This window comes from Cryobacterium sp. PH31-L1 (genome assembly GCF_030063145.1).
Classification (GTDB): domain Bacteria; phylum Actinomycetota; class Actinomycetes; order Actinomycetales; family Microbacteriaceae; genus Cryobacterium.
On the sequence record NZ_JASISM010000002.1, the window covers coordinates 362,513 to 374,851 of the forward strand.

General features: G+C 62.0%; 17 protein-coding genes and 1 tRNA gene. 13 read left to right on the forward strand and 5 right to left on the reverse strand.

Annotated features, from left to right (window positions below; translation table 11 throughout):
• Positions 1 to 4 precede the first annotated feature (4 nt).
• Positions 5 to 280, reverse strand: coding sequence for a hypothetical protein (locus QMF22_RS06045; protein ID WP_283451379.1), 276 nt, complete (start codon positions 278 to 280; stop codon positions 5 to 7).
• Between the two features lie 93 nt (positions 281 to 373).
• Between QMF22_RS06045 and QMF22_RS06050 the strand changes: the two genes are divergently transcribed.
• Together QMF22_RS06050 and QMF22_RS06055 are read left to right on the forward strand one after the other, a co-directional pair.
• Complete coding sequence (locus QMF22_RS06050; RefSeq protein WP_092112494.1) at positions 374 to 754, forward strand: cold-shock protein; 381 nt, start codon at positions 374 to 376, stop codon at positions 752 to 754.
• The gene (locus tag QMF22_RS06055) at positions 747 to 1,376 is read left to right on the forward strand and encodes a DUF3027 domain-containing protein (protein ID WP_283451382.1); all 630 of its coding nucleotides are present in this window, start codon (positions 747 to 749) and stop codon (positions 1,374 to 1,376) included. The genes QMF22_RS06050 and QMF22_RS06055 overlap by 8 nt, the downstream gene beginning before the upstream one ends.
• 171 nt (positions 1,377 to 1,547) lie before the next feature.
• Here the strand turns inward: QMF22_RS06055 and serC are convergent, their stop codons facing one another.
• Entirely contained in the window at positions 1,548 to 2,666 is a 1,119-nt protein-coding gene (gene serC / locus QMF22_RS06060; RefSeq protein ID WP_283451384.1) for a phosphoserine transaminase, read from the reverse strand.
• Positions 2,667 to 2,799: 133 nt separating this feature from the next.
• On the opposite strand from serC, the gene QMF22_RS06065 reads away from it, so the two are divergent.
• From QMF22_RS06065 to QMF22_RS06085, 5 genes are all read left to right on the forward strand, one after another.
• Entirely contained in the window at positions 2,800 to 3,519 is a 720-nt protein-coding gene (locus tag QMF22_RS06065; protein ID WP_283451386.1) for an iron-dependent transcriptional repressor DtxR, read from the forward strand.
• 418 nt (positions 3,520 to 3,937) lie between these two features.
• On the forward strand, positions 3,938 to 4,606 hold the full coding sequence (locus tag QMF22_RS06070; RefSeq protein WP_283451388.1) for a C40 family peptidase: 669 nt from the start codon (positions 3,938 to 3,940) through the stop codon (positions 4,604 to 4,606).
• 346 nt (positions 4,607 to 4,952) lie between these two features.
• Entirely contained in the window at positions 4,953 to 5,450 is a 498-nt protein-coding gene (locus QMF22_RS06075; RefSeq protein WP_092112504.1) for an HNH endonuclease, read from the forward strand.
• Positions 5,451 to 5,460: 10 nt separating this feature from the next.
• Positions 5,461 to 5,850: a VOC family protein gene (locus tag QMF22_RS06080; RefSeq protein WP_283451391.1), complete on the forward strand. Its 390-nt coding sequence runs from the start codon at positions 5,461 to 5,463 to the stop codon at positions 5,848 to 5,850.
• An 84-nt stretch (positions 5,851 to 5,934) separates the two neighbouring features.
• Positions 5,935 to 6,006: transfer RNA gene (locus QMF22_RS06085), tRNA-Arg, on the forward strand.
• A gap of 149 nt (positions 6,007 to 6,155) precedes the next feature.
• Here QMF22_RS06085 and QMF22_RS06090 read toward each other — a convergent pair.
• Together QMF22_RS06090 and QMF22_RS06095 are read right to left on the reverse strand one after the other, a co-directional pair.
• The gene (locus QMF22_RS06090; protein WP_283451392.1) at positions 6,156 to 6,869 is read right to left on the reverse strand and encodes a GAF and ANTAR domain-containing protein; all 714 of its coding nucleotides are present in this window, start codon (positions 6,867 to 6,869) and stop codon (positions 6,156 to 6,158) included.
• A gap of 479 nt (positions 6,870 to 7,348) precedes the next feature.
• Complete coding sequence (locus QMF22_RS06095) at positions 7,349 to 7,978, reverse strand: hypothetical protein (protein ID WP_283451395.1); 630 nt, start codon at positions 7,976 to 7,978, stop codon at positions 7,349 to 7,351.
• 124 nt (positions 7,979 to 8,102) lie between these two features.
• On the opposite strand from QMF22_RS06095, the gene QMF22_RS06100 reads away from it, so the two are divergent.
• The 3 genes from QMF22_RS06100 (at position 8,103) to QMF22_RS06110 (ending at position 9,513) form a co-directional block, all read left to right on the forward strand.
• Positions 8,103 to 8,495, forward strand: a complete 393-nt coding sequence (locus QMF22_RS06100) for a VOC family protein (RefSeq protein ID WP_283451397.1) — start codon at positions 8,103 to 8,105, stop codon at positions 8,493 to 8,495.
• Between the two features lie 174 nt (positions 8,496 to 8,669).
• Positions 8,670 to 9,071 carry a GNAT family N-acetyltransferase gene (locus tag QMF22_RS06105; protein ID WP_502846912.1) on the forward strand — a complete coding sequence of 134 codons (402 nt, stop codon included), beginning with the start codon at positions 8,670 to 8,672 and terminating at the stop codon, positions 9,069 to 9,071.
• Positions 9,072 to 9,075: 4 nt separating this feature from the next.
• On the forward strand, positions 9,076 to 9,513 hold the full coding sequence (locus QMF22_RS06110; RefSeq protein ID WP_283451401.1) for a bleomycin resistance protein: 438 nt from the start codon (positions 9,076 to 9,078) through the stop codon (positions 9,511 to 9,513).
• A 141-nt stretch (positions 9,514 to 9,654) separates the two neighbouring features.
• Here QMF22_RS06110 and QMF22_RS06115 read toward each other — a convergent pair whose 3' ends face one another.
• On the reverse strand, positions 9,655 to 10,125 hold the full coding sequence (locus QMF22_RS06115) for a GNAT family N-acetyltransferase (protein WP_283451403.1): 471 nt from the start codon (positions 10,123 to 10,125) through the stop codon (positions 9,655 to 9,657).
• 259 nt (positions 10,126 to 10,384) lie between these two features.
• On the opposite strand from QMF22_RS06115, the gene QMF22_RS06120 reads away from it, so the two are divergent.
• From QMF22_RS06120 to QMF22_RS17460, 3 genes are all read left to right on the forward strand, one after another.
• Positions 10,385 to 10,825: an SRPBCC family protein gene (locus QMF22_RS06120; RefSeq protein ID WP_283451405.1), complete on the forward strand. Its 441-nt coding sequence runs from the start codon at positions 10,385 to 10,387 to the stop codon at positions 10,823 to 10,825.
• A 120-nt stretch (positions 10,826 to 10,945) separates the two neighbouring features.
• On the forward strand, positions 10,946 to 11,236 hold the full coding sequence (locus tag QMF22_RS06125; RefSeq protein WP_283451407.1) for a DUF4287 domain-containing protein: 291 nt from the start codon (positions 10,946 to 10,948) through the stop codon (positions 11,234 to 11,236).
• Between the two features lie 532 nt (positions 11,237 to 11,768).
• Positions 11,769 to 12,287, forward strand: coding sequence for an integrase core domain-containing protein (locus QMF22_RS17460; RefSeq protein WP_502846913.1), 519 nt, complete (start codon positions 11,769 to 11,771; stop codon positions 12,285 to 12,287).
• Positions 12,288 to 12,339 lie beyond the last annotated feature (52 nt).

Here is a 12,339-nt window from a genome sequence, read left to right on the forward strand (position 1 = left end):
AGCATTACTCGCGGTCTCGTCGAGCTTCGCGACTGCGGCGAATTCCCACAGAAATCATGAGCGCGATGATGAGCACGAACCCGACGGGCAGGCCATAGAGCGGCAGAATGAAGATCGGCGGCCAAATACCGCGGCTGAATCCGTCATTGGCGCCGACGCCCATCGCCGTTGCGATGATCACGGCGACGAAGGCCAGAATCGACAGCCCCACCACGCTCGCCACCATGTAGGCAAGAACGCGCTCAAGCCGGCTGACGGGATGTGGAGTTTGATTGGTCACAGCCTAAGGATACGGGCACGCCGGTGCTCCAACCGAATATGCTGGGTTCACATCCCGCGCACTTCTGTGCGCCCAAAACTCAGTGAGGTTCAGATGCCCACCGGCAAGGTCAAGTTTTACGACGAGGAGAAAGGCTTTGGCTTCATCACATCCGATGACGGTCAAGAAGTCTTTCTCCACGCTTCCGCCCTGCCCTCCGGCGTAACCGTCAAGGCCGGCGCGAAGCTCGAATTCGGCATCGCCGACGGTAAACGCGGCGCCCAGGCGCTCTCGGTACGCGTGATCGAGGCACCGCCGAGCCTGAGCAAGTTCAACCGCAAGCCGGCCGACGATATGGCCATCATTGTGGAAGACCTCGTGAAGCTGCTCGACGGTATCGGTACCAACCTCAAGCGCGGACGCTACCCCGAGTCGAGCCACAGCAAGAAGATCGCGGCGATGCTTCGCAAGGTTGCCGAGGAATTGGATGCCTGAGCTGACGGACGCTCTGCCCACCGCAGCGGAACCCACGCAGCCGACCGACGCCACCCTGCTTGCGGCCGTCGAGCTGGCCCGAACCGCGTTGCTGGAGATCACGACCGACGACACCATCGGCGAGGTCATCGGCCACATCGACGAGGGCGACCTGGTGGTGTCGCTGCTGTTCGACTGCCTGATGACGGGCTACCCGGGCTGGCGCTGGACCGTCAGCCTCGCACGGGTCGACGAGAGCTCCGAGCCGAAGGTGCTCGAAACCGAGCTCACGCCCGGCGATGACTCGCTGCTCGCACCCGAGTGGGTGCCGTGGTCGGATCGCCTCGTCGACGACGAAGGTGACGACGACAGTGAAGCGGATGCTGACGACACCGACGACGACGAGTCAGACGATGACGACGACAACGAGTCGGATGACGATTCAGACGACGACGCGGACGACGACGCAGAGTCGGTGGACGACGACGCGGATGACTCGCTCGACGCGCTCGACGGCATCGACTTCGACGAGGCGTTAGCGGCGGCGGAACTGCACCCAGGCGAGCCCGACGAGGCCGAGGCCGACGCCGATCACAGTGCACCACAGCCACCAACCCGCTCCCGGCGCGCTCGCCGCGCCTGAGCCTGTCGCTCTCGGCGCCGTGACCTCAACGACGAGGGCGGTGCCGAGAGCCACCAGCCAGACGATGGTGCCCGCGAACAGGGCTTTGCGGGCATCCGTTCTTGCGGGCAGCGGATCGGGCCGACGCTCGCTGTCTTTCAACCAGAGACGCATGACCCGATCCTTACTTCGCTAGTTTCCGAGGTGTCCGACGACGTGCTCGATGGACGCGACGAGCTTCTTGACGTCCTCAGGGTCGATCGCCGTGAAGGTCGCGATGCGCAGCTGGTTGCGGCCGAGCTTGCGGTACGGCTCGGTGTCGACGATGCCGTTGGCGCGCAGCGTCTTACTGATGGCCGAGGCGTCGATGGCGTCGTCGATGTCGATCGTGACGACGACCTGCGAGCGGTGCGTGGGGTCGGCCACGAACGGGGTCGCGTAGTCGACGCCGGCTGCCCAGTCATACAGAACGGATGACGATGCCTGCGTTCGCGCGGACGCCCACGCCAGTCCGCCGCTCTGGTTGATCCAGTCGATCTGGTTTTCCATCAGCAACAGGGTGCTGAGGGCCGGCGTGTTCAGCGTCTGGTTCAGGCGCGAATTGTCGATGGCGTTCTTGAGGCTGAGGAACTCCGGAATGTACCGGCCGCTCGCGGCAACGCGTTCAACGCGCTCAAGCGCAGCGGGGGAGAATAGCGCGATCCACAGGCCACCGTCGGAGGCGAGGTTTTTCTGCGGGGCGAAGTAGTAGACATCCGCTTGGCTGGCATCGAAGTCGATGCCGGCGGCGGCGCTGGTGGCGTCGATGACTGTGAGTGCGCCGGCATCGCCGTCGACCCGGGTGACCGGGGCCATGACGCCGGTCGAGGTTTCGTTCTGGGGCCACGCGTAGACGTCGATGCCGTCGCGCACCACGAAGTCGCTGCGCGAACCGGTGTCGGCTTTGATCACATCGGGGGCTTCGAGCCAGGGGGCAGCGGCAGCCTTGGCGAACTTGCCGCCGAACTCGCCGAAGACCAGGTTCTGCGCGCGGGTTTCAATGAGGGAGAAGGCGGCGGCATCCCAGAACGCGGTCGAGCCGCCATTGCCGAGCACGACTTCATAGCCGTCCGGAATGCTGAAGAGTTCGGCTAGGCCAGCGCGCACGCGGCCGACGAGGTCTTTCACGGGTGCCTGGCGGTGCGAGGTGCCAAGCACTCCGGTACCGAATCCGAGCAGGTGGTCGAGCTGTTCGCGTCGAATTTTCGAGGGGCCGCAGCCGAATCGTCCGTCGAGGGGGAGCAGATCGGTGGGTATCAGTAGGTCGGCCATGTGGCGATTCTAGTTGCCTGCCACGCGGCGGGTAGGCTTGTGACGCTGTGCGGGCCATCGCCGAGGCCGCCAACGAGGCGCCTGTCCGTCACCGGATGAGGGGTGCGCGCACGAGCTGAACGAAGGGCTGCGGATGAGCGATCTGATCGACACCACCGAAATGTATCTCCGCACGATCCTCGACCTGGAGGAAGAGCAGATCGTGCCGTTGCGGGCGCGCATCTCCGAACGCCTCGGGCACTCGGGCCCCACGGTCTCGCAGACCGTCGCGCGCATGGAACGAGACGGCCTCGTCATCGTGTCCGGCGATCGACACCTGGAACTCACCCCGGCCGGCCGCAGCAAGGCCGTGCACGTGATGCGCAAACATCGCCTGGCCGAACGCCTGCTCAGCGACGTGATTGGACTCGAGTGGGAGTTCGTGCACGACGAGGCCTGCCGCTGGGAACATGTAATGAGCGAACAGGTCGAACGCAAGATTTTGGAGTTGCTCGGTCACCCAACCGAATCGCCCTACGGAAACCCGATTCCGGGCCTCGACGAGTTCGGTGAGTCTGCGGCCGTTGCCTTCATGGCCGGGGTGACCAACGTGCTGTCGGTGGTGGCGAGTTCGCCCGCGCCGGTGACCGCGGTCATCCGTCGGCTCGGTGAACCCGTGCAGTTCGACCCGGAGCTGCTGCTGCAGCTCAAGCAGAGCGGCGTGATGCCCGGTGCGACCGGGGCGTTCTCGGCCGCCGGATCGTACGTTTTAGTACAGGTCGAGGGTTTTGGTGCCGGATTAGAGCTGCCCAACGAGGTAGCCGGACACATTTTCGTGACCACGCCGACCGGCTACAGCCCGGTCCCTCACTGACATCGCGCGGGGTTCGAAGCGCAGCGAATCGAGCCAGTCGTCTCGACCTGCTGGCCGGTCCGTTACCAATCCGTTAGAAAAGTGTTACTTCAGGGTGACAAATGGGCGCAGTTCTTGTAGCCTCGGGGATGTCCCACAGACCATAAAAGGTCGAAGGACTCTAGTCAAGACGCCTTCTCGCCCCGTCTCTTGATTCGGAACACACCCGCGATTAGCGAAGTGGACGGGACAACGACCTAGTGTTGTCGAGGCGCCGGAGGTTAAAACTTTGGCTGCATTAGGAACCAGAAGGTCTAAACGCGGGCCGAGCCGAACGTCCGATTCCCTAGAAAAAGTGGAATCGTCGGCACGCTCCCACCGAGCACTACCGCGCGCGACCCCGAAGAAGCGCCGTGGCGGTTTCGCCAACATTGTCGTCATGACTCTCGCCACCGGCCTCGTTGCCACGATGGCTCTCCCGGCATATGCCTTCGCTCCCGGTTCGAAGGACGCCTCCTTCAAGGCCACCGAGTCCACGGAGATGTCCAAGGCTCAGGCGCAGGCTGTTGAAGTCGATGCGCAGGCCGCAACCGTGAGCGTGGCTCGCGAGGGTTTCACCGCGACCACTCCCGAAGAACTTGCTGCGGCCGTTGCTGCCGCCGCCGCGGAAACCCGCCGTGTCGAGGTTGCCGCTCAGATGACTTCCTACGCCGCAAGCTATTCGGGCCCGAGTGTTGCCGACTTCCTGGCCAACCCGACCTACCCGAATTTTGATCTCGCATCCGTTTTCAATGTGGCCTCGCAGTATCAGGGCACACCCTATGTTTACGGTGGCGCCACCCCGGCCGGCTTCGATTGCTCCGGCTTCATCATGTACGTCTACGCGCAGTTCGGCATCAGCCTGCCGCACTCTTCGGTGGGCCAGGGAGCTGCCGGAACGAAGATCTCGATCGAGGATGCCGTGCCCGGCGACCTCGTGATCATGAACGGTCACGACGGCTTCTATGCGGGCAACGGAAATATTCTGCACGCGCCGTACACAGGCCAGTCCGTGCGGATCCAGCCCATCTGGACCAGCGATTATTACATCGTGCGGATCGGCATCTAGTTCGCCTCCTCCCGTGAACACTAGGTAACAGCTCACACAAATGGCGCATACAGGTTCACCTGTTGCGCCATTTGTGGGTTAACCTAGTGCCCTGATGTAGTTTGTAGGGCCGTGAGGAGAGCCAATGCATGAGCGACGCACTATCCACACCATGGATGTGCGCGGTCGCGAGTGCTTTCGGCGTAGTTGTCAGAGCGAGAAGAGCTGTGTGAGCAGCCAGAAGGCGTTGTCATTGTGACGGCGCCTTTTTTTGTACTCTTTTTCGCTTTGCCACGCTCCTGTTCTTTCCGCATTGGATGTAGTTCGAATGGCTGGAAGCCGTCCAGCCTCCTTCGAAAGGGAGCGCATGCGCACACTGGTACTCAATGCGGGCTATGAGCCCCTCGCCGTCGTCTCGTTCAAACGAGCGCTCATTCTGGTGATGAATCAGAAGGCCACGATCGTACAGTCGGATCAGAACCACCCCGTTTTCGCGGCCTCGGGCTCGTGGGATCGTCCGAGCGTCATTTTGCTCACCCGCTACGTGCGCATCCCCATGTCGCGCCTGGTGCCGGTGAGCCGCCGCGGGGTGTTGCGCCGCGACGAGCATCGTTGCTGCTATTGCGGCAAGTCGGCGGCCACAATCGACCACGTGCTGCCGCGGTCGCGCGGTGGCCGCGACACCTGGGACAACCTCGCGGCCTGCTGTCTGCGCTGCAACAACCTCAAGAGCGACCACACCCCGGCCGAGATGGGCTGGGAGCTGCGCTTCACCCCACGGATGCCGCAGGGCACGACCTGGATCGTACGCGGCGTCGAGAGGCCCGAGCAGGAATGGGATGCCTACCTGGCGCCCGCCGCGTAGGCTTTTGGTCATGCGAATCAACATTACGAGCGTGTTCGTCGACGACCAGGTGAAGGCGCTGCGGTTCTACACCGAGGTGCTGGGCTTCGTTAAAAAGAACGACGTTCCGCTGGGTGAGGACCGCTGGCTGACGGTGGTATCCCCGGAGAACCCTGAGGGTACCGAACTGTTGCTGGAACCGAGCCGCCACCCGGCAGCGAAGCCGTTCACGGATGCCCTGGTCGCCGACGGCATCCCGTTCACCCAGTTCGCTGTCGATGACGTTCCGGCGGAGTATGAGCGGCTGCGCGGCCTCGGGGTGCGCTTCACCCAGGACCCCACGGTCATGGGGCCGGTGACCACGGCGGTTCTCGACGACACGTGTGGCAACCTCATTCAGATTGTGCACATGGCCAGTTAGCTGGCCCAAGGCCACAGGCGTTCGGGTGAAGCGGACCCGCCATCGAGCGGGCGGACCGGCGCGACCGGCTAAACTTGCCGAACCGCCTCTGTAGCTCAGTGGAAGAGCAATTCCGTCCTAAGGAAATGGCCGGGGGTTCGAATCCCTCCAGGGGCACGACGCTATACGGCCCTGCATCCCTTGTAAACACTGGGCTGTAGGGTTTTTTGGCTCCACAGGGTCGGGAGAACTAACCCATGTCAGGTTTATAGCGAGGACCTGCACGAACGCACGGCGCACGCGGATCGCGAATGGGGACACCGCGCCTAAATCATGATGCGACTGCTGATCACGTTTGCGGCGCTTGTGTGCATCGGCTCTTGATGCGAGCGGGCGTGCTCGCGCAGCCGCTGGAAAGCTTCATCCATGTTGATACCGTTGCGTTGAGCGATGACTCCCTTGGCCTGCTCGATGAATACTCGGCTGTTGAGGGCACGCTGTAGCTGTTCGTTTGTCGTTGCGTTCTCTCGAGCCGTGCGTTCATGGAGGATGCTGATTGTAGCGACGTCGGCTAGGGCCTGGCCGATTGTCGCGTCTTCATCACTCAACACGCCTTTCTCCGTTCGAAACAGATTCAGCGCCCCGATGGTGTGCGGACGAAAGCGCATCGGAAGGGCATGAACGGACTGGAATCCCTGGGACAGTGCCTCGGCCTGAAAACTGGGGTAGAGATCCCCGCTGGTGGCGATATCGCTGAGCGTGACGACCTTCCCGGTCCGGAACGCATCTATGCAGGGACCTGCTCCGGCTTCACGTTGCAAAACTTCAACGATCCGGCTTTCTTCACTCGTGGAGGCGACAACCTGCAGGTTGCCGTTGTGGTCCGTCAGGAGGATGCCAGCTGCGGTGGCGTCAAGTAACACCACGCATTGGTCGACCAGGGTGTGCAAGAGATCGAGCACGTCATATTCGCCGACCAGTGCGTCGGCTAGTTCTACGAATGCTCCGCTTACCAGCGCGGCCCGGGTCATGCTCGTCATGCTGTTGAGTGTGGCCCTGAACTCTTAGCGGATGCCGCGTCAGAGCCGAATGTCAGTCCTTTGGCAGGTTGAACGATCCTCCTCCAACGTACGAGCGAGCAGGGCCACACGTCTAGCGAACACGGGGCTGTGACAGGTTGCGGATCCGGTGAAGATTGCGACCTGAATCAGGCGGCCAGAGCCGGAAACTCGAATCCAAGAAGTAGTGGCGCGATTGGAAAACCGGTGTCTGGCCTTGCCCCGGTTCGTGGACACGGGTTAAGCGATTCGATGCGCGATCAACTATTACAAAGGTAAAGACGGTGAGGAAGGACGACGCGGCGACCCTCGCCGCACACTAGGACGAGATCCGACGTTCCGTCAACAATGCGAAAGCAACAATGCTAAAATCCAGCGGCTGGCATCTTCTAACCCACTTCGCACGGTCAGTAAAACCCAGGGTTTGGTGAAGTTGTCCGGTGGAGGATGCGCGTCCGTCCTTATCGCCCGTCAAACAGCGTCCGCGAGACGAACGTGTTCGTCGGCGAGGGTGATGACCCAACCAGTGAAGCTCTCGTCGCCCTCATCGAATACCGGGTATCCCGTTCGATTCGCGTGACCGTGCTCATCCGGCGCGGATGCCGCCCCCCCCACACAATCCGGCGCTCCGGCCGACGAGTGGCGGCGGTCGTCTCCAACCGTTCCAGAGTCGCTGTTTCCACGGCCGGCGCCCAGCCCAGCGATTTTCGGGTCAAGCTGACATAAGCCGCGTCGATGGAGACGATGACCCCCGAGATCGTCGCAGTTTTGCGCCCACCGCTCGCGACCTGGGCGAAGCGATCGAAGACCAATTCGATTTCGTCCAACTCGGTGCCGTAGAAATTCGGGGTGATCGTGACCGCGAGTCGCTCCAGCCGATCCCCTACAACGAGCACTTCGCCGTATTCTGCCTGCTCGGAGGCGGTGCACAACACGTCAAGCATTCCCCCATCATGCATCGCGATGGGATTAATGCTGAACAGACCACCGATGGACGCCAAAATTCCGATCACACCGCTCGACTCTGCGGCATGGCGAGGTAATTCAACAGGCGCGGTCAAAATCTGCGCATGCGTGCGGCTTACGTGCATCCGCGCAGCCTACCTAAAACCCGATCCCGATCCCGATCGGTGGATTGACGGCAAGGCTGCCGCGCACGTCCCTTAGAGGGTTCCCCTTGAGGCACGACCGGCTCCGCCATGGACCGATGGCCACATGGCATTTGGGGTTCACCACATTGAGATTTGGGTGGCTGACCTCGACAGCGCGCGAAGGCACTGGAGCTGGCTCCTCGTGAGGCTCGGATGGTCGGTCGATCAGGAGTGGAACGGCGGGATGTCCTGGACGTGTGGTGACGCCTACCTTGTGATCACACGACCGCCGGCCCTCTCTGGCGACGCGCATGACCGGAGACTCCCCGGAATCAACCACGTCGCGCGTCATGGAGGATCCGCGGCCGACGTCGACCGCATTGTTGGCGAAGCGATAGGCCACGGTTGGAGTTCTCTCGACGCGGATCGCTATCCCCACGCTGGAGGCCCCGACCACTACGCCGCATACCTCGAAAACGAAGCCGGCTTCAAGGTCGAGGTAGTGGGCGCATCCTGACCCAGAAGGGTTCGGGTTACGGTCAGCATTCGTGAACGGGGTGCGAGACAGTCACGTAGTGGCTCGGGAACTAGGGTGGAAGGCATGTTGCGTGCGTTGCCGGTCCTCATCTCTACGGCACTGCCCACGGCCGCTGAAGCCGAGGGTGTGTCCCTTCGATACTACGAGGACATTGTGGGTCGCTTCCACGGGCGTCCCGCGTCTCGGCAGGAGGTCTTGGACGCTCAGGCAGGGTACCCCAGTGATGACCTCATCGCTCCAACCGGGCTCCTTCTGCTCGCCCGCCAGGGGCGCACCGTGCTCGGCTGCGCAGGAATGAGGGTTCACCCCGGAGCGATCGGTGAGGTGACCCGAGTCTTCGTCGAGCCGACTGCCCGTGGTAACGGCGTGGGGCGGCGTCTCATGGAAACTCTGGAACGCGAATCCCGCGGCTTGGGGGTTATCGCGTTGCGGTTAGACACGCGAACCGACCTCGTTGAGGCTCGAAGTCTCTATGTGTCGCTTGGCTTCATTGAGGGCGAAGCGCACAACGCGGACCCGTATGCAAACCACTGGTTCCGAAAAGAACTGCGATGAACCCATGACAAGCGCGGAAACCACGCCGGGTCCAGACCTCGTCCCGGAGCTCCTGGTCACCTCACTGGACAAAAGTTTAGATTTCTGGTGCGGTCTCTGTGGATTTGAGGTCTTCTACGATCGCCCAGACGACGGGTTTGCCTATATCACCAGAGGCAGGGCGCACATCATGCTCGAGCAACGGGGCGCAGGACGAAACTGGATACCGGCGGCGCTGGAGCAACCATTCGGTCGCGGCATCAATTTCCAGATCACTGTCGCGTCGATCCAACCGCTAGAACATGCTCTCCGTGCTGCTCGCTGGCCGCTCTTCATGGAACCGGAGACAAAATGGTACCGAACAGGCGGGTCCGAGGCCGGTGTGGCTCAGTTTCTTGTGCAGGACCCGGACGGATATCTGATCCGATTCCAAGCGTCGATCGGCCGGAGGTCTACCGCATAAGCCGTTTGGTCTACGTGGCGTCCATCCCAGGCCTTGGGGGCGCCAACCGGCAGTGGCGAAGTGTATGGCCATCTTGCCGACGGTGACTAGTAGGAAAGTGGCAGTTGGAGTCATGCGGCCTTCCTGCCTCTTTCGGAAGGCTCAGATGAGGTTCTTGAGCATCTTCACCGAAGTTGTTTCGTACCCCAGCGAGTCGTAGAGCCCCCTGGCGCCGGTGTTGAATCCGAAGACGCTCAGGCCGAGAGAATGCGCACCATGTGAGCGTGCGTATTCCTCGCCGATGAGCATTGCCGCTCTCCCGAAACCATGACCACGCTGGTCAGGGTTGATGACAACGTCCCAGACCCACCACGCCCCTGGATCGGCGCTGACATCCTGTCCGATCCACAGGTATCCCACGGTCGCACCGGCCTCGTTCATGACATGAAAGACCTCATTGCCAGGGCTCGGAGCACCATCCGGGAACGAACGATTCATGCTCTCCGCCGCTACGCGTTGAGCTTCTTCGTGCGATCGACCCTGGGTAACCAAATCACCGACGAATTCGGTGCAGCTGCGGTCCAACCACGACGGGAACTCGCTCGTGAGAATTCGCTGAAGAGTCACGGTCATCTCTCAATTCTTCCAGACAAGAATCGACACTAGCGCCAGCCCAAGATTGCTCGAATAGGGTTGGGCTATCAGGCGGTCAAAGCGACCCTGGCGTCAGATCGCATGTAACCCATTTCGTCGAAGCGGCGGTCGAATCACACAGGCGCCGGGCACGAGTGTTGTCCTCCGCCGTTCCACACCGCCGAGTTGCGGAGCCCGTCGACCAACCGGCCCTGTAGGCGATCTTGCGCCGCCAGGGTGTCTCGGTTATACAAGGACCATGGAGAGTCTTCGATTCAGCGTCGATGTGGGCGCTCCGGCGCAGCACGTCTGGAACGTCATGCTCGACCTCGACACCTATCGCGAATGGACGGGCGCCTTCCACGAGGGATCGACCTACGAGGGCAGCTGGAACGAGGGTGACGAGATCCGGTTCCTCGGCCCGAACGCCGACGGCACGGCGAGCGGTCTCTTCGGTACCATCGTCGAGAATCGGCCCCACGAGTTCGTGTCTATCCGCTATCTCGGCGATATCGAGAACGACGTCGAGAACCGCGCGGGGCCCGCCGTCGGGCTGCACGAGAGCTACTCGTTCAGCGAGACCGACGGGGTGACGACTCTCGTCGTTGAGCTCGAGGTGCCCGACGAGTGGGCCGACGACATGCGCGGCATGTGGGCGGAGGCCATCGTCACGATCAAACGGTTGGCAGAGCAGGCCTAGGTGTGCGAAATCCTGACCCGGTCTGGATTAGCGACAGCCCCGAGAGCGTGGCGAAGGTAGCTTTCCAGTGGGCGGCACGACCGACCTACAGTTCTCAGCACCACCGGCAGAGGAGTAGAGATGTCATTCCAGGCGTACCTCGACAACATCGAAGACAAGACGGGACTGACCCCGCGCCAGTTCATCGCGCTGGCCGAGGCGAAGGGTTTCGACGATCCGTCGACGAAAGCTGGGGTGATCGTCGATTGGTTAAGAACGGACTTCGACTTGGGCCGCGGTTATGCCATGGCTCTGGTGCACGTCATCAAGAACGGCGAAAAGATCGACACCAAGCATGTGGGCACCGGTGCCGCGCACAGCGACCCATCCGACACGCTGTGGCTCGACGGGAAACAGAACCGCCCCGCGTGAGCCATTCGCATCTGGTCGGCGCGTCCAGGATGGGCGCTCGCGGATGGGTGCCGATGATCGTGTCTTTCATCAAGTTCTCCTGTTTCGAAGGGGATGCTCGGTGTAGTTAACGTTCACGAGAGCCGGGCGGTCAGGTGCACGGTGACGTCGTCGCCCACGCTCTTCGTGTCGCTAGCTATGCAGAAGGTCCTCGACCGCGTGCCGGCGACCCGCCTGACTGAAGCGGATGCTCGGACCGCCGCCCGCATCGCGGGGCTGCATCTAGCGATGTCGCACGAAGCCGGGGATTGATCAACTAGCCGGTTCACAAGCGGTCTTTTTCGTATCGGTAACGAATGATCAGTTGTCGTCGACGTCAGTTGCACGTGGTCAATCGGAGCCTGCAATTCTCCTGATTCTCGCGGCTGGGATGTCGGTAAATGAGGAACGGTGAAGTGGCTCGCGTTTCCAATGTCAGTGACAACGGCCTGCAATTCAAATCCCGCAAGGACAAAAGCCCGTCTTCTTCCAGGAACGCCTGGCCGCGCTGAACATTCACCAACTCAACTCCCGACCCCGACACCCGCAGACCTGCGGGAAGCTTGAGCGCTACCACCGCACCTTCAAAGAGTTCTATGCCGACAACGGCCCCGCTGGCACGATCGAGGAATTGCAAGAACTGTGTGACCGATTCCGCTGGTACTACAACCACGAACGACCACACCGCGCCCTCAACCAACAGACGCCCTCAGTCGTCTACGACGCATCGCGGAAGATGACCCCCAGCGACGTGCGCCGCGGAGGAAACACCGGACCGCGCGTGCTGATTGTTTCCGCAAGCGGTTCGATCAAATACCGCAGGCGGCGGATCAACGTCGGGATGCCGCTGTCGGGTCAGAAAGTCCGTGTCACCGAAGCGAAAGACTTCGTCATCGTGCACCTCGTCGAAGACGGACGACTACTCCGTGAGATCGTCGACCTCGGCCCCGTCGGCACCGACCACGGCAACTGCAACAAACGCGGCCGACCCCGAAAGGTCCCGCAGCCCCCAGTTAAACCACGCGAAGGATAAACTGTCAGGCATGTCCTGACCACGAAGTGTCAGGGAAGTCCCCGGGTCCTAC